The organism is Trinickia caryophylli (assembly GCF_034424545.1).
Classification (GTDB): Bacteria; Pseudomonadota; Gammaproteobacteria; order Burkholderiales; family Burkholderiaceae; genus Trinickia; species Trinickia caryophylli.
This window is the reverse complement of record NZ_CP139971.1, coordinates 646,394-667,678: the sequence shown is the minus strand read 5'-3', so window position 1 is coordinate 667,678 and position 21,285 is coordinate 646,394. Positions and strand designations below refer to the sequence as shown.

The 21,285-nt window shown below is 64.1% G+C and carries 21 protein-coding genes; 12 read left to right on the top strand and 9 right to left on the bottom strand.

Annotation, left to right across the window (positions count from 1 at the left end; genetic code table 11):
* Positions 1-2: 2 nt before the first annotated feature.
* The 11 genes from U0034_RS22185 (at position 3) to U0034_RS22135 (ending at position 9,464) form a co-directional block, all read left to right on the top strand.
* Entirely contained in the window at positions 3-644 is a 642-nt protein-coding gene (locus U0034_RS22185) for an HD domain-containing protein (protein ID WP_085224723.1), read from the top strand.
* Between the two features lie 221 nt (positions 645-865).
* A complete protein-coding gene (locus tag U0034_RS22180) occupies positions 866-1,864 on the top strand; it encodes an alpha/beta fold hydrolase (RefSeq protein WP_085224725.1) in 999 nt (332 codons plus the stop codon).
* 42 nt (positions 1,865-1,906) lie between these two features.
* Entirely contained in the window at positions 1,907-2,368 is a 462-nt protein-coding gene (locus U0034_RS22175) for a DUF3331 domain-containing protein (protein WP_085224727.1), read from the top strand.
* 299 nt (positions 2,369-2,667) lie between these two features.
* Entirely contained in the window at positions 2,668-2,943 is a 276-nt protein-coding gene (locus tag U0034_RS22170) for a XapX domain-containing protein (RefSeq protein WP_085224729.1), read from the top strand.
* 60 nt (positions 2,944-3,003) lie between these two features.
* On the top strand, positions 3,004-3,690 hold the full coding sequence (locus U0034_RS22165; RefSeq protein WP_085224731.1) for a hydrolase: 687 nt from the start codon (positions 3,004-3,006) through the stop codon (positions 3,688-3,690).
* 103 nt (positions 3,691-3,793) lie between these two features.
* Positions 3,794-3,961 carry a DUF1427 family protein gene (locus U0034_RS22160; RefSeq protein WP_085224733.1) on the top strand — a complete coding sequence of 56 codons (168 nt, stop codon included), beginning with the start codon at positions 3,794-3,796 and terminating at the stop codon, positions 3,959-3,961.
* A 20-nt stretch (positions 3,962-3,981) separates the two neighbouring features.
* A complete protein-coding gene (locus tag U0034_RS22155) occupies positions 3,982-5,865 on the top strand; it encodes an amidohydrolase (protein WP_085224735.1) in 1,884 nt (627 codons plus the stop codon).
* 1 nt (position 5,866) lies between these two features.
* Positions 5,867-6,313 (top strand): DoxX family protein, encoded by a 447-nt coding sequence (locus U0034_RS22150; RefSeq protein ID WP_085224737.1) that lies wholly within the window; start codon positions 5,867-5,869, stop codon positions 6,311-6,313.
* A 36-nt stretch (positions 6,314-6,349) separates the two neighbouring features.
* A complete protein-coding gene (locus U0034_RS22145; protein ID WP_085224739.1) occupies positions 6,350-7,264 on the top strand; it encodes a VOC family protein in 915 nt (304 codons plus the stop codon).
* Positions 7,261-7,956: a YoaK family protein gene (locus tag U0034_RS22140; RefSeq protein WP_085224741.1), complete on the top strand. Its 696-nt coding sequence runs from the start codon at positions 7,261-7,263 to the stop codon at positions 7,954-7,956. The genes U0034_RS22145 and U0034_RS22140 overlap by 4 nt, the downstream gene beginning before the upstream one ends.
* The gene (locus tag U0034_RS22135) at positions 7,953-9,464 is read left to right on the top strand and encodes an alginate export family protein (protein WP_233211841.1); all 1,512 of its coding nucleotides are present in this window, start codon (positions 7,953-7,955) and stop codon (positions 9,462-9,464) included. The genes U0034_RS22140 and U0034_RS22135 overlap by 4 nt, the downstream gene beginning before the upstream one ends.
* A gap of 20 nt (positions 9,465-9,484) precedes the next feature.
* On the opposite strand, the gene U0034_RS22130 is transcribed toward U0034_RS22135, so the two are convergent.
* The 4 genes from U0034_RS22130 to U0034_RS22115 all read right to left on the bottom strand — a co-directional run bounded on the left by U0034_RS22130 (position 9,485) and on the right by U0034_RS22115 (position 13,234).
* On the bottom strand, positions 9,485-10,717 hold the full coding sequence (locus tag U0034_RS22130) for an MFS transporter (RefSeq protein ID WP_233211842.1): 1,233 nt from the start codon (positions 10,715-10,717) through the stop codon (positions 9,485-9,487).
* Between the two features lie 232 nt (positions 10,718-10,949).
* Positions 10,950-11,747: a hypothetical protein gene (locus U0034_RS22125; protein WP_139831109.1), complete on the bottom strand. Its 798-nt coding sequence runs from the start codon at positions 11,745-11,747 to the stop codon at positions 10,950-10,952.
* 198 nt (positions 11,748-11,945) lie between these two features.
* A complete protein-coding gene (locus U0034_RS22120; protein WP_085224748.1) occupies positions 11,946-12,554 on the bottom strand; it encodes an acyl-homoserine-lactone synthase in 609 nt (202 codons plus the stop codon).
* A gap of 233 nt (positions 12,555-12,787) precedes the next feature.
* A complete protein-coding gene (locus U0034_RS22115) occupies positions 12,788-13,234 on the bottom strand; it encodes a DUF4902 domain-containing protein (RefSeq protein ID WP_085224750.1) in 447 nt (148 codons plus the stop codon).
* Positions 13,235-13,330: 96 nt separating this feature from the next.
* On the opposite strand from U0034_RS22115, the gene U0034_RS22110 reads away from it, so the two are divergent.
* A complete protein-coding gene (locus U0034_RS22110; RefSeq protein WP_085224752.1) occupies positions 13,331-14,047 on the top strand; it encodes an autoinducer binding domain-containing protein in 717 nt (238 codons plus the stop codon).
* 79 nt (positions 14,048-14,126) lie between these two features.
* Here the strand turns inward: U0034_RS22110 and mmsB are convergent, their stop codons facing one another.
* The 5 genes from mmsB to U0034_RS22085 all read right to left on the bottom strand — a co-directional run bounded on the left by mmsB (position 14,127) and on the right by U0034_RS22085 (position 21,038).
* Complete coding sequence (gene mmsB / locus U0034_RS22105; RefSeq protein WP_085224754.1) at positions 14,127-15,020, bottom strand: 3-hydroxyisobutyrate dehydrogenase; 894 nt, start codon at positions 15,018-15,020, stop codon at positions 14,127-14,129.
* Positions 15,021-15,043: 23 nt separating this feature from the next.
* Positions 15,044-16,591, bottom strand: a complete 1,548-nt coding sequence (locus U0034_RS22100; RefSeq protein WP_085224756.1) for a CoA-acylating methylmalonate-semialdehyde dehydrogenase — start codon at positions 16,589-16,591, stop codon at positions 15,044-15,046.
* 96 nt (positions 16,592-16,687) lie between these two features.
* Positions 16,688-18,406: an AMP-binding protein gene (locus U0034_RS22095; protein WP_085225433.1), complete on the bottom strand. Its 1,719-nt coding sequence runs from the start codon at positions 18,404-18,406 to the stop codon at positions 16,688-16,690.
* 305 nt (positions 18,407-18,711) lie between these two features.
* Complete coding sequence (locus tag U0034_RS22090; RefSeq protein WP_085224758.1) at positions 18,712-18,972, bottom strand: hypothetical protein; 261 nt, start codon at positions 18,970-18,972, stop codon at positions 18,712-18,714.
* A 176-nt stretch (positions 18,973-19,148) separates the two neighbouring features.
* On the bottom strand, positions 19,149-21,038 hold the full coding sequence (locus tag U0034_RS22085) for a bifunctional sugar phosphate isomerase/epimerase/4-hydroxyphenylpyruvate dioxygenase family protein (RefSeq protein WP_085224760.1): 1,890 nt from the start codon (positions 21,036-21,038) through the stop codon (positions 19,149-19,151).
* Positions 21,039-21,285 lie beyond the last annotated feature (247 nt).

Below are 21,285 nucleotides of genomic sequence, written 5' to 3'. Positions count from 1 at the left end.
ATTTGAAAACGACCATAGCCGGGGTCGAGATTCCGGATAGCGCGCTCACTCGTGCAGCCTTGGATCGCATCCGTTGCGTCGAATCGACGATGCTTCTTCGACATGCGTTGCGCTCTTTTCTGTTTGGCGCGTTGACGGGCTATCGCGAGGCCTTGCTGTTCGACGATGAATTGCTTTACGTCGCGGCACTGTTTCATAACGTCGGACTGAACGCGCGCTACTGCCGGTCACCCCGGCGCTTCGAAATCGACAGCGCCGATGAAGCGCGGGATTTTCTGCGAAGCAACGGTATCGGCGAGCCTGCGGTGACCGAAGTATGGACCGCCATCGCGCTGCACACGACCCCCGGTATCCCGGAATATATGTCGCCGCTGGTTTTTCTGGTCAGCGCGGGTGTGCAGATGGATCTACGTGGCGCGCGCTACGATGAATTTACCCCGCGGCAACGTGATGAAGTCGTGCGAGCCTTCCCGAGAGAAAGTGAGTTCAAGCACGAAATCCTCGAGGTATATGCGCGTGGAATGGAGCGCCGGCCGGAAACCGCTTTCGGATCGATTAACGCCGACATACTCGACCGGTGCGATCCAAACTATCGGCGTATCAACTTCTGCGGATTGGTCCTCGGATCGCGATGGTCGACCTAGCATTTCGCACATAGGGTTCGGGAAAAGTAAAGAAATTTAAAGCCGAATTTCCGTTCAGGACGTTTAAGCCCTCATTCAGGACTTCACGCGCGCTCGTCGCTATTCTTGGGTCTGGTGATACAGCCGGCGGACCATCGCTGTATCAATCGAGGTAACAAACCTGGCGGACGCATCGACGCGCCGCAACGCGCGCGACCCGACGCATTGACGGAGAAGACGCAATGAGCAAGCAAGACAGTACGACGGCGCCGTGCGCAACGCGCCGTAGATTGGTTTCGGCCGGTGCGAGCATGGCCGGCGCGATGGCGGCGATGTCGAGCCTGCCGGCGAGCGCGGCAGGCCACGCGGGCGCGGCGACCGGGCACGGTCAGGCGGCCGCACACCGCCACTCGGAGATCGGAACATTCGTCAAAGCCAAGGATGGCACCGAAATCTTCTATAAGGACTGGGGTTCGGGAACCCCGGTCGTCTTCTCGCATGGCTGGCCGCTTTGCGCGGATGCGTGGGACCCTCAAATGCTGTTTCTCGTGAATCAGGGCTATCGCGTGATAGCACACGATCGTTGTGGGCATGGCCGCTCGGGACAGTCGTCGGGCGGTAACGATATGGACACCTACGCTGACGACCTGACGGCCGTGCTTGATACGCTCGATATCAGGAACGCGATGCTGGTGGGGCATTCAACGGGAGGTGGCGAAGTCGCGCACTACATCGGCCGGCATGGCACGAAGCGGGTCGCGAAGGCGGTCTTGATCGGCGCCGTTCCACCCATCATGTTGAGGACCGCGAGTAACCCCGGCGGGCTGCCGATGGACGTGTTCGACAACATTCGCAAAGGCGTCGCCGGGAACCGCTCGCAGTTCTATCTCGATCTGGCCACGCCGTTCTTCGGATTCAACCGCCCGAACGCAAAACGATCGGAGGGGCTGATCCAGGATTTCTGGCGTCAGGGCATGCTGGGATCGATCAAGGGCCAATACGAATGCATCAAGCAGTTTTCGGAGGTCGACTATACCGAAGACTTGAAACGAATCGACGTACCGACGTTGTTCCTGCACGGCGAGGACGATCAGATCGTTCCGATCGACGATTCGGCAAAGCTGGCGGCCAAGATCGTCAAGCAGGCGACGCTCAAGGTCTATGCCGGCGCACCGCACGGTATGTGCGGTACGCATGCGGAGCAGGTGAATGCGGATCTCCTGTCCTTCTTGAAGATGTAGCAGGCGGATACCTCATCCAGGAACAATAGCAGGGGGCGTGACATGTCGATGTTCGAAACGAGCGGGGATCCGTGGCGACATACCGTCAATCTGCTATTGCGCGTGGTCGGTCCGAACGACGTTGGGGGCCCGCACGCGGGTTCCCTCGCGGCGCATGAACGTCGGCAGCAAACCGGGAACGCCGGACGGTGCAATCCACGCGATATCACCATCCGTCTACTCGAGCGACAAGGCGCCGAGGCGGCCACCATCGCGTGGCACGATGCGACGCGATGCTCGTACGGATACCAAACCTGGCAAGCCGCGCGCGCCCGTCGGTCGGGTATATGCGCGGTAAGCGGACGGACTGTCCGTCGCGGTGACGAAATATTCAAACCGCGCCTTCGCAAGCAGCGGGCATTGAATGCCGGAGAAATGATTCTGGCGTCGGTATTGCGTACGATCGAGATCGACGACATCGTGCAGCCCTCGGCGCCGGCGTGGCCGCGGCGACCGCACAAGTAGCCGCACAAGTAGCCGCGCATATTGGCGCGCGCCCCCCACCGATCTCCCTGCCGTACCCGCCGAGTCGGCACGCTGCGCGTTGACCGGATCGGCGATCGAAGCACTACTGAAACATTCTGAAGCCACCGCTGTGCCGCGTGTCGGTGAAGGCGCGACGCCCGCATCGATCGAGTGTTTGTCTTCAGGACGTTTCAGGCGGATTTCAGGACATTCCGTCGGGCCTTGCGTAGTCTTCGTCACAAGTTAGGACGCTGGTGCAATCGATGCCGCGGGTAGTCGGATAGTCAAAGAGGCCGTTCATGAAACCGTATGTTTTTTCGATTCTTGCCGGCATGCTCGCCGGCGCTGTCTATGGCGCGATTAGCGTGCAATCGCCCGCGCCGCCCGTCGTTGCACTGACGGGTTTGCTCGGCATGCTGGCCGGTGAACAGATTCTGCCTGTCGCGCGACGGCTGTTCTCGGGCTTCAAGCTGCGTGCGGCGTGGCGTGAAGCGAAATGCAGCCAGCACATGTTCGGCGCGCTGCCTGGCAACCATGCTTCCGAAGTATCCCGACGGCGTCGACAGCCGTCGTGACGTGCCCCCACACGCGAAAGCGTGCCTCATTTTTACTGATTCACAAGGACGATAAGCGCCATGAGCAATCCCAAGCTTGAAGTACTGACGCCCCAGAACAGCCAACTGATCATCATCGACCAGCAGCCGCAGATGGCCTTCGGCGTGCAGTCGATCGACCGTCAGGTGCTGAAGAACAACGTCGTCGGACTGGCCAAGTCGGCCAAGGTTTTCAACGTTCCGACCACGATCACCACCGTCGAATCGGAAAGCTTCTCTGGCTTCACCTATCCGGAAGTGCTCGATGTATTTCCCGATCACAAGCTGCTCGAACGCACGTCGATGAACTCGTGGGACGACCAAAAGGTTCGCGATGCGCTGGCGGCGAACGGCCGGAAGAAGGTGGTCGTTGCGGGTTTGTGGACGGAAGTCTGCAATACCACGTTCGCGCTTTGCGCGATGCTTGAAGGCGGCTACGAAATCTACATGGTGGCCGACGCATCGGGCGGCACGTCGAAGGACGCGCACGACTATGCGATGCAACGCATGATCCAGGCAGGCGTCGTTCCGGTGACGTGGCAGCAGGTTCTGCTCGAGTGGCAGCGTGACTGGGCGCACCGCGCAACGTACGACGCCGTCATGGCGATCGCGAAGGAGCATTCGGGCGCGTACGGCATGGGTATCGATTACGCGTACACGATGGTTCACAAGGCACCCCAGCGTACGGCTGAGCCGCATCAGGTGCTGCCGGCAGTGGCTGCAAAGTAATTCCCTGGCGTTACCCGTCAGAGCCGGTGCGGCGCGCCTTTATGCCTTTATCGGCGGGCCGCACCGACAATCGCCGAACGATGCCGTAATCGAGGCTGACCGTATGGAACCGTATCTGCTGTCACTATGCGCTGGCGCGCTGATAGGTGTGATCTACAGCGCGATCAAAGTGCGTTCGCCCGCACCGCCGCTGATTGCCCTCATCGGCTTGCTCGGCATGTTGATAGGCGAACAGGCAATGGCATCCGTCAAACATCTGTTCGGCTTCTAACCGACCTGGAGGCAACGCTCGTGAGCGTAACCGACACCCAACCCGATCTCATTCTCCGCAACGGACGGATTACCACGTTGGACCGTTCGAACCCGATAGCGACGGCAGTCGCAATCGCCGATGGCCGTTTTATCGCCGTCGGCAGCGATGCCGAAGTGATGCCGCTGGCGGGCCGGTCGACCAAAGTCATCGATCTGAAGGGCCACCCGATGCTGCCCGGCCTGATCGACAATCACACGCATGTGATTCGCGGCGGCCTGAACTACAACATGGAGTTGCGCTGGGACGGCGTGCGCTCGCTCGCGGTTGCAATGGAAATGCTCAGGCAGCAAGTGGCGATTACGCCCGCACCGCAATGGGTGCGGGTGGTCGGCGGCTTCACCGAACATCAATTCGAGGAAAAGCGCCTGCCCACGCTCGACGAGCTGAACGCGGTGGCGCCCGACACACCCGTCTTCATTCTGCATTTGTACGATCGGGCGTTGCTCAATGCCGCCGCGTTGCGCGTCGTCGGCTATACGAAGGACACGCCAGAGCCCCCGGGCGGCACGATCATGCGCGATGCGGCTGGCAACCCCACGGGTCTGCTGCTCGCCAATCCGAATGCCTCGATTCTCTACGCAACGCTAGCGAAAGGGCCGAAGCTGCCGCTCGAGTACCAATACAACTCGACTCGCCACTTCATGCGCGAGCTCAATCGCCTTGGGGTCACGAGCGTGATCGATGCGGGCGGCGGCTTTCAGAACTACCCCGACGATTACGAAGTCATCCGCAAGCTGGACGATGCGGGCGAGATGACCGTTCGCATCGCCTACAACCTCTTTACGCAGAAGCCGAAGGCCGAAAAGGACGACTTCGTGAACTGGACGCGCACGGTCAAGTATCACGACGGCAACGACTACTTCCGCCATAACGGTGCAGGCGAAATGCTGGTGTTCTCCGCGGCGGATTTCGAAGATTTTCGAGTTGCCCGCCCGGAGTTGCCGGTGGAAATGGAGGACGAACTCGAAAGCGTGGTGCGCGTGCTCGCGCAGAACCGGTGGCCATGGCGACTGCATGCGACGTACGACGAAACCATCAGTCGGGCGCTTGACGTATTCGAGAAGGTGAACAAGGACATCCCGCTCGATGGCATCCGCTGGTTCTTCGATCACGCGGAAACCATTTCGGAGCGTTCGATGGATCGAATCGCCGCGCTTGGAGGCGGTATCGCCGTACAACATCGGATGGCTTACCAGGGCGAGTATTTCGTCGAGCGCTACGGCACGAAGGCGGCGGAAGCCACGCCGCCTGTCGCGCGGATGCTCGAAAAGGGACTCAAGGTATCGGCCGGCACCGATGCGACGCGTGTGGCGTCGTACAACCCATGGGTGTCGCTCGCATGGCTCGTGACCGGCAAGACGATCGGTGGCCTGCGGATGTACCCCCAGCGCAATTTGCTCGATCGCGAAACGGCACTGCGCATGTGGACGGAGTATGTCACGTGGTTCTCGAACGAAGACGGCAATAAAGGCCGTATCGCGGTTGGGCAGCTTGCCGATCTGATGGTGCCGGACCGCGATTTCTTTGTGTGTGCCGAGCAGGACATCCTCGATACCACCTCTTTGTTGACGGTGGTCGGTGGCCGGATCGTTTGGGGCGCGGGGCCGTTTGCGAGCCACGACGCGCCGGTGCCGCCGGCGATGCCCGACTGGTCGCCGGTGCGACAGTTCGGAGGCTATGGTGGCTGGGGCGCGACGCAGCGCGACGGCGCACCGCTGCAGCGCGCAGCCGCCGCGTGCGGCTGTGCGAGCAGCTGCGGCCTGCATGGCCATGCCCATGCGAAGGCGTGGAGCAGTGCGTTGCCGACTTCGGACACAAAGGGTTTCTGGGGGGCGTTCGGTTGTTCGTGTTGGGCAATCTGACATGGCGACCATGACGCGCCGTAGCAACCCCGAATGGGTTCGCGTGCTGCTCGCCCAGCCGTGGACGATGCCGCTCGTGCGCCTGGCGTTGGTATCCGCCTATCTCATAGGCGGTATCGACAAGGCGTTGCACTTCGGTGGCGCCACTGCGGAGCAAGCGCATTTTGGCCTGCATCCCGCCGCTCTCTGGGCCGTGCTCGCAATAGCGGTCGAGATTGTCGGCTCGCTGTGCGTCGTGTTTCGTCGCTTCACGTGGGTCGGCGCCGGCGGGCTCGGCGTGCTGACAGTCGTTGCGATGCTCGTCGCCAACGATTTCTGGAACCACGCTGGCGCTGCGCGTTTCATGGCCCTCAATAGCTTTTTCGAGCATCTTGGCCTGATTGCCGCGCTCGTGCTCGCCACCGCTCTCAGCGATTCACCGAGCGACGGCAGTTACCGTCGGTCGTGAATCGTCGAACCTGGATGAAATAACAAGGAGTCGTTCATGAGAAAAATTCGCTCGGCGCTACTGGCGCTGATGATCGCCAGCCAACTGGTCGCCGTACCCGAATCGTTTGCGAAAACACCGGCTGCGACGCACGCCGCGCCGTCGCTCGCCGTCGGGCCGCAGTACGACACCACGCACGTCTACGTCGCGCCGGAAGACTTCGATCGCTTTACGGACAGTTTTGTCGCGACGTTCGGCGGCAGCAAATCGAAGGAGGGCGTTTTCCAGGTGACGCCGACGCCGAGCCAGACGATGTCGCAGCTCGTATTTACCCCGTCGGGGACGATTTCCGTATTCGGTTTCAAGACGCCTGTGCCTTATCCGTTTGGCGCCGAGCGTACGGGCTACCTCGTGAGCGACATGGATGCGGCGGTGCGGTCCGCGCGTATGCACGGTGCGAATGTGATCGTCGACACCTTCCCGGATCCGATCGGCCGCGATGTCGTCATCTCATGGCCGGGCGGCGTCAACATGCAGCTGTACTGGCATACCGAGGCACCGCATTACGATGCGTTGCAGACGGTTCCCGAAAACCGCGTGTATGTTTCGCCCGATAGCGCGGACAAGCTGATCCAGAAGTTCAGCGGATTCTCGCAAGGCCGGATTGTTTCCGACGTACGCAATGCACCCGGTATCGAAATCGGGCGCCCGAACGACACTTATCGCCGTGTCCGCCTGGAGTCCGGCTTTGGCAGGATGACGGTGATCGTGACGGACGGGCACTTGCCCTATCCGTTTGGCCGCGAAATGACGGGCTACGAAGTGCGCGATCTCGCCGAGACACTGCGCAAAGCCCAGGCCGCGGGCGTGACGGTGCTCGTGCCGCCGTTCACATCCGATGGGCGTACCGCCGCAATCGTGCAGTTTCCGGGCGGATACATCGCCGAAATACACGCGAGTGCCGCGACATGAAATCCGAAGACACGGTTCTTGCGGCGATCGCAGGGTTCGTCGATACGCTGAGTTTTGTGGCGCTGTTCGGGCTCTTCACCGCGCACGTGACCGGCAACTTCGTGCTGATCGGTGCCGGCATTGCGGGCTATGCACAAGGCGTTTTCCTGAAGCTCATCGTGTTTCCCGCGTTCATTGGCGGAGTCGTTTTCAGCGCTCTGCTGGTGCGATCGCTGTCGGGGCGGCATATTCTGCACGGCGCGCGCCTGCTCTATGCGGTACAGGCCGTCCTCATGGCGGCCTTCTGCGCGGCTGGGGTGTGGTCCACCCCGATTGGCCGGCCCGACGGGCTGCCGGCGATTCTGGCCGGCGTACTGGGCGCGTTGGCGATGGGCGTGCAGAACGCACATCCGCGTTTGATCCAGCGCGCGGGCGTGCCCAATACGGTGATGACGGGCAACGTCACGCAGGCGATTCTCGATGCCGTCGATATGCTCTCGGCGCGTACTGCCGAGAGCGTACGCGCGTCGGCGCGCGCGCGGTTCGCGAAGATGATGCCGGCCATCGTCGCTTTCGCCATTGGCGCGACGGCTGGCGCGTTCGCCTTTCGCTACGCGGGATTCTGGGCGTTGGCTGCGCCGGTATGTGCGCTCGCGGCGCTCGCATTGACGGCGGGCGAGCACGAACGAGCGGCGACGGTGGGGCGCGCATGATTCGAATCGTTCTGTCCGCCGCAATGCGCGTGCATCGGGTGGAAAAGACGGCGAGCGTTGCCGCCCTCGCCGGGATCACGGTGGCGCAGGCTGGCGCGGCCGTGGCCGAAACGGCCTCGCAAGCGCCGGCGGTCAAGCTGGCGGCGGATGCAGCGACCGCATCGGGAGTCGGTGGCACGTCGAAAGCCGTGTGCGATGCCGGACGACCGATCGTGCTCTTCAACCGCTGGCAGGAGGACTGGTCGGCGCTTGCGAACCCATGCGTTCCTCGTAAGCCGCTCGACGCGCTCAAGTACATGCCGCTCGGCGGTGACCCGGATTCGTATCTGTCGCTGGGCGTGAATCTGCGCGAGCGCGTCGAAAGCAACAATGCGCCGCTGTTCGGCATCGGCTCCGCCCAGTCGGACACCTATCTGCTTCAGCGAACCGAGGTTCATGCCGATGTGCATATCGGCGGGCACTGGCAGTTCTTCGTGCAGCTCGAGGATGCGCGGGCGTACGCGAAAAACACGATCAAACCGGTGGACAAGAATCCGCTCGATCTCGAGCAGGCATTCGCTACCTATAGCGGCGCCGTTGGCGGCGGGACATTCAAGTTTCGCGTTGGCCGCCAGGAAATGGCATTCGATCTTCAGCGCTTCGTCTCGGTGCGCGACGGCCCGAACGTGCGTCAGGCATTCGATGCGGTCTGGGCTGACTACGAGTACCGGAAGTGGCGTTTTATCGCGTATGCGACTCAACCGGTGGAGAACCGCAGCGCGTCGCCATTCGACGACGTGTCGAACCGCAGTCTCACGTTCAGCGGCGTGCGCTTCGAACGGCAGTCGGTGGGCCCTGGCGATCTCTCCGGCTACTGGTCGCGCTACAACCGCAGCAATGCGCACTTCATCGATGCAATGGGCCCGGAGCATCGCGATGTCTGGGATGTGCGCTATTCCGGCACGCATGAGCGCTTCGATTGGGACGTGGAAGCGATGCTGCAGACCGGGACGGTCGGTGACGCCACGATCCGCGCGTGGGCGGTGGGTTCGATCGCGGGCTACAAGCTCGACTTGCCGTGGTCGCCCCGTCTGGCGCTGCAGGTCGATGTGGCGTCCGGCGACCGACATCCGCACGACGGCCGGGTCGGGACGTTCAATTCACTGTTCCCGAACGGCTACTACTTTACGCTCGCGGGCTACACCGGCTATACGAACCTGATCCACGTGAAGCCTTCCGTCACGCTCAAGCCCTCGGCGAATCTCTCGCTGCTCGGCGCGTTGGGCTTCCAGTGGCGCGAGACGACCGGCGATGCGGTCTATCAGCAGGCGAACCAGGCCGTGCCCGGTACCGCGGGCAGGGGCGGGCTGTGGACGGGGATGTACGTGCAGCTTCGCGCGGACTGGACGATCGCGGCCAACTTGATCGGATCTCTCGAAGCCGTCCACTTTCAGGTGGGAGATGCGATTCGTCAGGCGGGCGGGCATAACGCCGACTACGCCGGTCTCGAACTCAAATATGGGTGGTAGCGTTCAGAACGAGTACGCAATCAGGTTTGAACGGGAACGGCCTTCGCGTGAACATGAACGTGTCTGCCCCGGCCCGCGGCATACCCGAACCAGGCTGACACCGCGCAGATACCCACGCACAGAACGGCGAGGTCGTGGAGAGAGCCGCTTGCATGAAGCAACGCACCGGCGATGAACGGGCCGCTCGATGCAAGCAGATAGCCGATCCCTTGCGCCATACTCGACAGCTGTGCAGCGACGTGCGAATCCGTGGAGCGCAGGCCGATGGCGGTGAGCGCGAGGGTGAATGACGCTCCCTGGGCTATGCCGAGCAGTACTGCCCATCCCCACATCATCGATAAGGGGGCAAAAAAACAACCCATCAGACTCACGCCTACGAGGATCAACGAGAGCGCGTTCACCCAGCGCTGATCGGGAAGGCGCGCCAGCAGGAAAGGCAGCAGCAGCGACGCGGCGGCTTGAGCAATCACGCTGAGCGACAGCATGAGGCCTGCATCGACCGCGCCCATGCCGCGCATGCGCAGAACTGTGGGCAGCCAGCCGAACACTATATAGGCCAGCGACGATTGAGTGCCCATGAACAACGTCACCTGCCACGCGAGGGGGGCTTTCCACAAACCGCGCACGACGCGCATGCTCGCGCCGGCCCGCGTTCCGACCGGCGGCAGTTGACCGCGCCACATCGCTAAAGCAAGCGCCGCGGGCAGTGCCCACAGTGCCAACGCCCATGCCCAGGCGGTGCCGTTCGAGTTGCCGAGCATCCGCCCGAGCGCATCGGCGGTGGGCGCAGTCGCAGCCGCGGCCGACGCGGCCCCCGCGCACATTGCCGCGCTATAGAGTCCGGTCATGAGGGCGACGTGATCGGGGAAATCGCGTTTCACCACGCCGGGCAGCAGTACGTTCATCAAGCCGATCGAAAAGCAGGCGATCAACTGGCCCAGAAACAACGCCTGCCATGTTGGGACGATCCGCAACAGGGTGCCCACGGTCAGGAGCGCCAATAGCACCAGCAACGCTCGTTCGCTGCCCGTCCGGCGAGAGAGCATCGGCGCGAGGGGGCCGAACAAACCGAAGCATAGCGACGGAAGCGCGGTCAGCGCGCTGGCGGCGGCGGGCGACAGATGCGTTGCCCGCGTCGCTTCGATCAGAATGGGCCCGACGCTCGAAATCGGCGTGCGCAACGAAAATGCGATGAGTGCGAGGCTTGCCGCCAGTACGAGGCGGTGGGTGGGAGACGAGGTCGACGCTGTCACGTGTGGGAAGGAGTTGGGCGCCAGGCGGCGGGCGATCGACGATGAGCCGCCGCTGTGCAGGGCCGTTCGAGCGCGTTTATCGGCGCGTTTATCGGTGCGCTATCGACGCGGCGGAAGCGGCGCGCCTGTCGTTACGCGCCATTGTACTTGGCAATCTCGCTGCTTGCCGGTGGCGGGCTTCGCCGCCTCCTAAGCGAAGGAAAGACGGGCTCGAGGCGGGCTCAAGCCGGGCTCAAGACGCGAACGGCAGCCGAATCTCGGTATCGCTTTGCTGCCGCGTGGGCCGCTGCGTGCCGGTTATCTCGCACCGAACGGCCAGGCCGAAGAGCGTTGCGGCCTCCGAAACCGCCCAGGCGCAAAGCGCCTCGGTGCATCGTCTCGCATCGCTCATGTCGGGGCGATAGTGAAAGACCACGGCGACTTCCGAGCCCGCCCGACGCCGGTCCATTGCAGTGAGTTCGGCCAGTGCCGACATCGACCGGGCGCGCGCACCGATCTCGGCGAAATGGTATTCGAGCCACTCGGCGAAAAACTGCGCGTCGGCATGCGACGGCAATGTGAACAGTGCTTTGCTCTGCCCATTCTGCAGGTCGGGCGTTGCGGCGACGCCATTGACATGCGCCGCGTGTCGCGCGCTCGAGCCCTGCAATGCGACTGCTTGCCGGGGCAGGTCGGGCAATGGTGCCTGTGCGGCCACGTAGCTGTGGAGGGACTGCCAGAAGAGCGTGTCGTCGTCGGCACGCGACGGCTGCAGCGTCATCGCGAGCGCCCGATCCCCGTCACGGGCGAGCGAGCGTGCCACGAGGCGCAGTTCGCAAAGCGGCACATCCGCCGCGAGTATGCGGGCCGAACGCGGCAGGCCGATAGGGGGCAAGCCTGCATCGTCGGTCAGCGCCACGACGAAGCCCTGTCGGTCGAGTCGTATCAGCGGCAGGCGCTGGACGCCCTCGCGATACTGGATCGCGAGCCGTGCGCGCATGGCGAAGTTCTCTTCCGATGACGGGGCGCCAAAGGCGCGGACGGCTTGCACGATGTCTCTCCTTCAGATTTCGGTGCCGTGCAGGTGACGCGGATGCCGCGGGGCCAGAGCGAACGTGCTGCGCGGTTCGTCCGCGACGGCAGACCCGGTTACCGCGAACCGATGGCGTTGGCCGGGCGAGGGCGGGCTTGGCGGGCAGGGCATGACAGCGCAACTGGCTGCGATGAGCGGCGTATCCGGCCGTGCCGATCAAGCGCCCCGGGCGAGCGACGGCTCGAGGCCGAGCGCGGTGAGCGTTTGCTCGTCGATGTCGATCCAGCAGGCCACGACCATCCGGCCGTCGATGCGCTGCGCGGGCCCGGCCCGGTGCGCGTGAACGCCGATGCGCCGAAACAGGCGCTCCATGCTGAGGAACGTCACGCCGATCAGTTGCTTCGCCCCCAGGCGCGCCGCGCATTCGACGACAGAGGCGAGCATCGGCCGTACCGCCCATGCCGTGCTCTCTTCGCCGAGCGCGTCCGCCTTGCCTGCGGGGCTCGCCGCAAAGCGCGAAAGCTCCCAGACGTCCGGCGATTGGGGGGCGACCATATCGACCGCGAGCAGGAACGGAAACACTTCGCGCAGCAAATAGGGCTGGGTCGTCGGCAACAGCCGTGCGCATCCGCAGATCGCACCGGATTCGTCCCGGGCCACAACGTAGACCGTATCGGCCCGGTCGTATTGATCGCGCTCGAAGCGGCCATCGACACACGGCAGATCCCAGCCGAGCTGCTCGACGAAAACCTGATGCCGGTACTGCGCCAATGCGGCATCGAGGTCTTCGGGCAGGCGCCCGTCGCCGTGAACAGAAGTCCGCATGGAGTCCTCGCGTATGCTTGTTCTGATGCCGCATTACAGCGCGCACCCCGAGGACCGGTAACTGTCAGAGTTGACAGGTTTTCCCAGGCAATAGAAGACCCTCCCCGGGGCGATCGCACCGACTCAGGGGCTCAGGTATTCGTAGCAGGATTGAAAATGGTTCCGGTTTTGCTTATAAAGTGGCTTTAGGACGAGTTCGTGTCGAGGGGAGCGCATCCGCGCGACGCTGCTTGCTACTGCAAGGTCGGGCCGATCTCATTCGCCCGTTCCGGCATCTGCGCGAGCGCGGCTTGCGTGACGGCGCCAGGCCAGTTCAGCAGCGAAACGCGACGTACGAGCAGCCAGGCGGTGCGGGCCATGCCGAGGTCGCGGCCGTCGGTGCCGATGCACATGACATTGCTGCGCACGTCGCCCCAGGCGACGACGAGTGCACCGGACGTGCGGTCCAGGTACCAGTCCCATCCGAGCGTAATATGAGTACGCCCAGGCAAAGGCGTTTGCTCCCACTCGGTGTAGCCGGCGGTTACCGCGTCGACGTCGTTGGCGAGCAATTCCTGCAGCAGCATTTCGTCGAGGCCGGAGTCGACGTGAACGAGGTTCATCTCGTCCAACGCCTCTTCGGGAAGGCGGACATATCCGTCTCGAAACCGGCTGTCGGCGGGCACGGGAATGTGTCTCATGGGGGCGACTGTAGCAGTCCGCGCCGCCCGTGGGACCTGCTAACTATGACAGCCCTGGAATGCGGGCCGTACCGCGGTATTTGAGGGACGAAAGAGATGGATCTGTTGCGGTGGCATGACGACTACGAACGGCTGCGCGATGCGAAGGACGAGCGGCAGCTCTTCGAGCGAATTGCCGCACTTGCGAAACGGCTTGGGTTCGACTACTGCTGCTACGGCATACGCGTGCCGTTGCCGGTATCGAATCCGGCAGTCGCGATTTTCGATACCTACCCCGACGGCTGGATGAAGCATTATCAGCAGCGCAGCTTCATCGAGATCGACCCGACGGTGCGCGAGGGAATGAGCCGCACGGGGCTCATCGTCTGGCCCGAGGCGACGGCCGGCGGCGCGCCGCTGTGGGCCGATGCTCACGACTTCGGCCTGCGCGTCGGTGTTGCGCATCCGAGTTGGGCCGCGCATGGCGTCTATGGCCTTTTGACGATGGCGCGTGGCAACGAGTCGCTCGCGCTGACCGAAGTCAAGCTGCTCAATGCGCAGGCCAGCCTGCTCGCGAATCTGTCGCATACGCTGATGAGCGAGTTTCTCGTGCCGAAGCTTGCGCCGGAGGCGCGAGTCGAATTGACCCCGCGCGAATGCGAAGTGCTGCGCTGGACTGGCGAAGGGAAAACGGCCCACGAGATCGGCCAGATCCTCAACATCTCCGAGCGTACCGTCAACTTTCACGTCAACAACGTGCTGCTCAAGCTCAACGCGACCAACAAGGTTCAGGCCGTCGTCAAGGCGATCGCGATGGGCCTCATTGCCGCTTGATGGGCCTGCGGCGCAAGGCCGCAGGCCGCTTTTTCCGTGATCGCATCGTTCGACTCGCTTACCTTGCGGTTCGCGCTCGTCACGCCGCGCCCGCGCGTTCATAGAGCTTGATGATGGCCGAGAAGTCGAGCCCGCCGCGGCCGCTTGCGCTCATTGCCCGGTAAAGCTGTTCGGCCAGCGCGCCGAGGTAGACCGGCTGATTGACCGCGCGCGCGGCGTCCGCCGCCAAGCCGAGGTCCTTGCGCATCAGGTCGACCCCGAAGCCGCCGGTGTAGCCGCGCGCGGCGGGTGCGGTTTCGACGATTCCCGGGTAGGGGTTGTAAGTTTCGGAGCTCCAGCACCGGCCCGTCGACGTGTTCACGATGCCCGCAAGTACGCGCGGGTCGATGCCGAGCGCGGTGCCAAGCGACATCGCTTCGGCCACGCCCGCCATCGTGATGCCGAGCAGCAGGTTGTTGCAGAGCTTCGCCACCTGGCCCATGCCCGTCGGCCCGCAGTGGACGATGTTCTTACCCATTGCCCGCAGCAGCGGCGTCACGCGTTCGAAGAGCGTCGCGTCGGCGCCGACCATGAAGGTCAGCGTACCTGCCGCGGCGCCTCCAGTGCCGCCCGAGACGGGCGCATCGGCGAACGCGTTGCCCTGCGCTTGCGCGAGTTGCGCGAAAGCCTGCGCGCTGGCGGGATCGATCGTGCTCGAATCGACGATCGCCGCATCGGGCGAGAGGCCGGCCAGTACACCATCGACGTCGGTGAGCACGCGCCGTACGTGCGATGCCGCCGGCAGCATCGTGATCACGTACTCGACGTCGCATGCGGCGGCCTTGGGCGAAGCGGCGGCCGTAGCGCCCGCTTGCACGAGCGCGCACATGGCCTCGTCGCTCAGATCGAACACTTTGACCGCGTGGCCGTGGTTCAGCAGATTGCGCGCCATCGGCGCACCCATGTTGCCCAGGCCGACGAATCCGATTTGCATGAGGCTCTCCTGGTTGTGCGGTGTCAGCGCAGGCTGATCGTCGTATTGACGCCGCTGCCGACCGGTGCATCGTCGAACCAGCGCGCGGTGACCGTCTTCGTCTGCGTATAGAACTGCACGGCCTGCTTGCCGTAGGGCCCGAGGTCGCCGAGCTTGGAGCCTCGCGAACCCGTGAAGCTGAAATACGGCACGGGCACCGGAATCGGCACGTTGATGCCCACTTGCCCGACGTCGATCTCGCTTTGGAAGCGGCGCGCGGCGGCGCCGCTTTGCGTGAAGAGCCCGACGCCGTTGCCGAACGGATTGCGGTTCACGAGTGCGATGGCCTCGTCGAGCGTGGGAGCGCTCAATGCCACGAGCACGGGGCCGAAAATTTCGGTGCGATAGATCGTCATCCCGGTGTTCACGCCCGAGAAGACGGTCGGGCCGATGAAGTTGCCATGGGGATAGCGCGGCACGACGACACCGCGTCCGTCGAGTTCTAGCGTTGCGCCTTCCTCCACGCCAGCGGCGATCAGCGACAGGATGCGGTCCTTCGCCGCGCGCGAGATGACGGGCCCGACGTCGGTGCCGGCCTCGATGCCTGCATCCACTTTCAAGCACCGCGCCTTGTCCACCAACTCGGGCAGCCAGGCGTTCGACTCGCCCACGAATACGACCGCGGACGTTGCCATGCAACGCTGGCCCGCCGCACCGAAAGCCGCGCCGACGAGTGCGGCGAGCGTCTGTTCTCGATGCGCGTCGGGCAGCACGACCGCATGGTTCTTGGCCCCCATCATCGCCTGAACGCGCTTGCCGTGTTCGCTCGCGAGCGTGTAGACGTGGTTGCCGACGGCGGTCGAGCCGACGAACGAAACGGCCTTGACGAGCGGATGGCTGCAAAGTGCGTCGACCGCTTCCTTTCCGCCATGGACGACGTTGAGCACGCCGCGCGGCACGCCTGCCTCGATGGCCAGCTCCACGAGTGCCATGGTCGTGAGAGGGTCTTGTTCCGAGGGCTTCAAAACGAACGTGTTGCCGCAGACGATCGCCATCGGAAACATCCAGAGCGGTATCATCGCCGGGAAATTGAACGGCGTGATGCCCGCGCAGACGCCGAGCGGCTGGCGCAGCGTGTAGGTATCGACGCCGGAGGCGACGTTCTCCGCGAATTCGCCGAGCTGCAGCGTACCGATCGACGCGGCGTGTTCGACCACCTCGAGCCCGCGGAAGATATCGCCCTGCGCATCGGCGAGCGTTTTGCCTTGTTCGGCAGTCAGTATCTTCGCAATGCGCGGCATGTGTTCGCGAATCAGTGCCTGGTACTTGAGCATGATCCGCGTGCGCGCGCCGAGCGGCGTGGTCTTCCATGTGTTGAACGCGGCATGCGCCGCGCCGATCGCCGCCTCGATTTCGCCGCTTGTGGCGTACGGCACGCGCGCAAGCACTTCCTGCGTCGCCGGATTGACGATGTCGCGCCATTCACTCGCGGCCGATTCGACGAATTCGCCGTCGATCAGCAGCTTGACCGTCGTTGTCGCGGCCGGAGCGGCCGCGCTGCTCGTGCTGGAGGCTGAGGGAGTTGCACTCATCGATGAGCTCCTGTTCGGTTGTTTCGCTGATTTCGCTGATTTCGCTGATTTCGGTAACGTCGATGGCGTTCGGCAATTTTTATGCTGACGCTGACGCTAGTTCGAATCCGGGAAGTCGTCGTCCCAGAACTCGCCCGGTAGCCGTTCGAGCGGTGCGCCGCGTTCCATTTCGCGGCGACGCAACTCGACGCGCCGGATCTTGCCGGAGATCGTTTTCGGCAGTTCGGCCAGCTCGATGCGGCGAATGCGCTTGTAAGGGGAAAGGCGCTCGCGCGAGAAGCGAAAGAGGCTTCTCGCGAGTTCCGGGCCGTAGGCGAAGCCGTGCCGCAGCGCGACATACGCCTTGGGCACGGACAGCCGGAGCGGATCGGGGCTCGGCACGACGGCCGCCTCCGCGATCGCTTCGTGCTCGATCAGCACGCTCTCGAGTTCAAACGGGCTCAGCCGGTAGTCGGACGACTTGAAGACGTCGTCGGCCCGGCCGACGTAGACGTAATAGCCATCGTCGCGGCGCAGCGCAATGTCGGACGTGTGGTAGCGGCCGCCGCGCATGACATGGCGCGTCGCCTCGTCGTTGTTCGCATAGCCGGTCATCAGCCCTGCCGGACGCCCGCCCTGCGGGCCGTCGAGCACAAGCGCGATTTCACCCTCTCGGGCGGGCTGGCCATCGGCATCGACGAGCTCGATGTCGTAGCCCGGCATGGGCCGGCCCATGGCGCCGGGGACGACTGCCTGCCCCGGCGAATTGCCGATGGTGCAGGTGGTTTCGGTCTGGCCGTAGCCGTCGCGTATGACGATGCCCCAGGCGGCTTTTACGCGCTCGATGATCTCGGGATTGAGCGGCTCGCCGGCGCCGACGATCTCACGCAGCTTGACGTCGTACGAGGCCAGCGGCTCCTGCACGAGCATGCGCCAGACGGTCGGCGGGGCGCACAGCGTCGTCACCTCGTGTTGGACGAGCGTGCGCAGCGCCTGCGCGGCGTCGAAGCGGGCGAAGTTGAGCGCGAAGACGCAGGCACCCGCGTTCCATGGCGCGAAAAAGCAGCTCCAGGCATGCTTCGCCCATCCGGCCGAGCTGATGTTCCAATGCACGTCGCCGGGTTGCAAGCCGATCCAATACATAGTCGACAGGCTGCCGACCGGATAGCTAGCGTGCGTGTGCTCGACGAGCTTCGGCTTCGAAGTCGTACCCGAGGTGAAGTAGAGCAGCAGTGGATCGCCGGCGCGCGTGATGCCGCTCGCGTGGAACGCCGCTTCGGCCGTTTGCGCATCGGCGAAATCGATCCAATCCCCTCGTGGCGTACCCGTCGCCGCGGTCCCGACCGAAATCTTGACGAGCGGCCCCTCGATCCCGTCGAATTTGGCGCGCTCGGCGGCGTCGACGATCGCAAGCTTCGGCCGTGCGGCCCGAACGCGCTCGCGCACGTCGTCCGCCGAGAGCTGCGTGGCTGCGGGCAGCAGCACCGCGCCCAGCTTCATGGCGGCCAGCATCGCTTCCCAGAGCTCGACGCGGTTAGGCAGCATGAGCATGATGCGATCGCCGCGGCCCGCGCCCATAGCGCGCAGGAAATTCGCGATGCGCGACGATCGTGCCGCCATCTGAGCGAACGTGCGTTCCACGCATTCGCCGGAGGCTGCATCGACGATACGCAGCGCGGGCGCGTCGTTGCCCGCCGCCATGGCATCGAAGTGGTCGAGCGCCCAATTGAATTCGTCGAGCCGGGGCCAGCGGAACCCTTCGTAAGCGCTGGCGTAGTCGGTACGGTTGCGCAGCAGAAAGTCGCGGGCAGCCAGAAAGCTTTGCGATGCCGTCATTGCCGTCTCCTTCACTGTCTCTTGTATCGGCGCGTCTCGGCGCGTCTTTGCGCGCTTCTTCATAGTCATAGTTATAGGTGCCGCGCGGGCGTGCGGCGCGAGCCGTGCGCGCCGGCAATCCGGTCAGGCCTGCTTACCGGACGAAGTGTAGGGAGTGCGGGAGCGCCTTTCGATGCTCAACGCGCTCAGGTCGGCTGAGCGCTTTTGCCATCGGCGCGGGAGAAAGGGAAGCGAGCGGGTGGGCGGCGGCGCTCGGGATGCCATCCGTCGGGTCGTCCGGCGGCCCGGCAGGCCGCCGCGCGCGTTCAGGCGGCGCCGAGCCCGCGAAGTATTGCGCTGCCATCGGGCGTCAGCTTGAAGCGCGTATCGCCGGTTTCCGAGGCAACCTGTTCCACGAGCCCGGCTTCCTGCAGCAGCGGGATTTCGGGTTTTGCAGCGAGATCGACGGGGGCGTGCAGCAACAGCAGCAGCGTCGCGATCTCATGATGGCTCAGGATGCGGCGCAGCATGGTGCGCGGCTTGTCCGTAAGGGGCGCCGAAGCTGCCGTCAACCGTGTGTTTGCCATCGCATTCCACCTTATTCGCAAAAATCAGCTGGAGCGATGGTGTCGGCGTTGACTTAAGCGATTCTTAAAGACCGCGCCGGCGATTGCAACGGAACGTTACAGCCGCAAGAATCGTGGCCTATGGCGACGGAGCCGGCAGACATTCGCTGCCGGCTCCGCCCGAACGGGAACGCCGGTCACACGCGATGCCGGGCTTGCGCAGCCAGACGCACGGCTGCGTTCGCCGCGCCGTAGCCGTCATAGCCGGCGCGGCGCTCGACGATTTCGATCGAAAAACGCCCTCCGATCTGCGCGGTGTAGGCGTGAAAGAACTCGCCGCCTTTTTCGTCGCGGTCATAAAGCACGTGATGCTCGCGTAGCTGCGCGGCGAGGCTGTCAGCCAGCCCGAAGCGCACCGACAGATCGTCGTAATAATTGTCCGGAATTCGCAGCATCGGCACGCCGTTCGCCCGGAAGCCCGCGATCGCGCCGAAGATGCCCGACGTGCTGAAAGCGACGTGATCGAGGCCCGGGCCACGGTAGGTTTCCAGCGCGCGCGCGGCAGCGGTGTGGCGGTCCGGCGAGGTATTGAGCACGATGCGCACGGAGCCGTCGCGGCTGCGCATGGCACGGCTGCGCACGAGGCCGTACGGATCCGGCACCAGCCACGCCGGCTCGGCTTCGAAGCCGAACGCGGTCTTGAAGTAAAGGATCCAGGTGTCGAGCGAATCGGCCGGCAGCGACAGGCAGACGTGGTCGACGCGCTCGAGCGGCCCGGGCGGGCCGTCGGGCACGGGCGCGAGCGCGAAGTCCGATTCGAACAGCGTGGGGGCGCCGGGGTGTTCGTCCACGAAGTACTGGAGGCTGCCGTCCGGCGCGAGCACGCTCGGCAGCACGCGCTCGTTGGGGCCGACGCGCCCGGAAAACGGCAGGTAGCCGAAGCCCGCCGCATGCTCGAACGCGGCTGCCGCGTCGTCCACGCGCAGTGCGGAGGCGCACAGCGACAGTCCATGCCGCTCGCGAAATGCGCTCGCGAACGAGTCCGACTCGGCGTTGAGCACGATCGCGGCGAAGCCTTGCTGATAGAGGCTCACTTCCTTCGAGCGGTGCCGCCCCGCGCGGGCGAAGCCGAGCTTGCCGAGCCAGTCGGCGAGTTGGGCCTGGGTCGAGTCGTCGACGGCAAATTCGAGGAACTGGAAGCCCACGTGTTCCGGGGCGGGCGCTGGCGAGAACAGATCCGCGCAGGCCGCCGCGCCCGGCGCCTCGCGCGCGAGCAGCGCCCGCGTGCGGTCCTCGAGATAGAGCAGCGAGCGATAGCCGTCCTTGGCCGTGCTGGCGGGCGGGGCGGCTCGAAAGCCGTCGTTGAAGACTTCGAGCGAAAGCGGCCCCGCGTAGCCGGACTCGATCAGCCGCGCCGCGAACCGGTCGAGCTCGAATTCGCCTTGTCCTGGAAAGCAGCGATAGTGCCGGCTCCATTCGAGCACATCCATTGCGAGCTTGGGGGCATCTGCGATCTGCACGAAGGCGATCCGGTCGCCGGGAATGGCGGCGATTTCGTCGACGGAATCGCCGAGCGACAGTGTGTGAAAGCTGTCGAGTACGAGGCCGAGGCTGGGTTCGTTCACTGCGTCGACGAGTTTCCACGCCTGTGCGTAGTGCCTCACGTGGCGCCCCCAGGCGAGTGCTTCGTAGCCGGCCACGACGCCGGCTTCTGCCGCCACCCGCGCGAGCGCGCCCAACTGATCGACAAGTAGCGATTCGTCGCCAAGCGCGTCGGCCGACACGTTGCTGCAAACGAGCAGGTGCGTCGTGCCGAGTGCATGCATCAAATCGAATTTGCGGCGCACGCGTTCGAGATTGCGCGCGAATCGTTCGGGGCCGACCCCCTCGAAATCGCGAAACGGCTGGAAGAGCACGATCTCCAGACCGAGATCGGCGCACAGCTGCCGGACGTCGGCGGGCGACCCGTCGAAATAGAGCAGGTCATTTTCGAAGATTTCGACGCCGTCGAAGCCGGCTTGCCTGATCGCGTGCAATTTTTCGGTCAGGGTCCCGCTGATGGAGACGGTGGCAATCGAGCGTTTCATGAGCAGTTTCGTAAGCGTTGCAATAGTTCGTTTCCGCGGTTCATGTACCAATCAGGCCACGAGGAGATCGATCGTTTCGCGGGCAAATGGCTTTTCAGCGCGGGCTGAGGTAGTCATTTTAGGAACTAACTAGATGGTACAAATTCGTATAAACCCCAAAGGACAATCGGCCGCGCATCGGTGACACTCTGTTCCTCGGCGACGCGGCCCGAAGCGCTGGCGCGGGCGAAGCGGGGCGCCGATACGT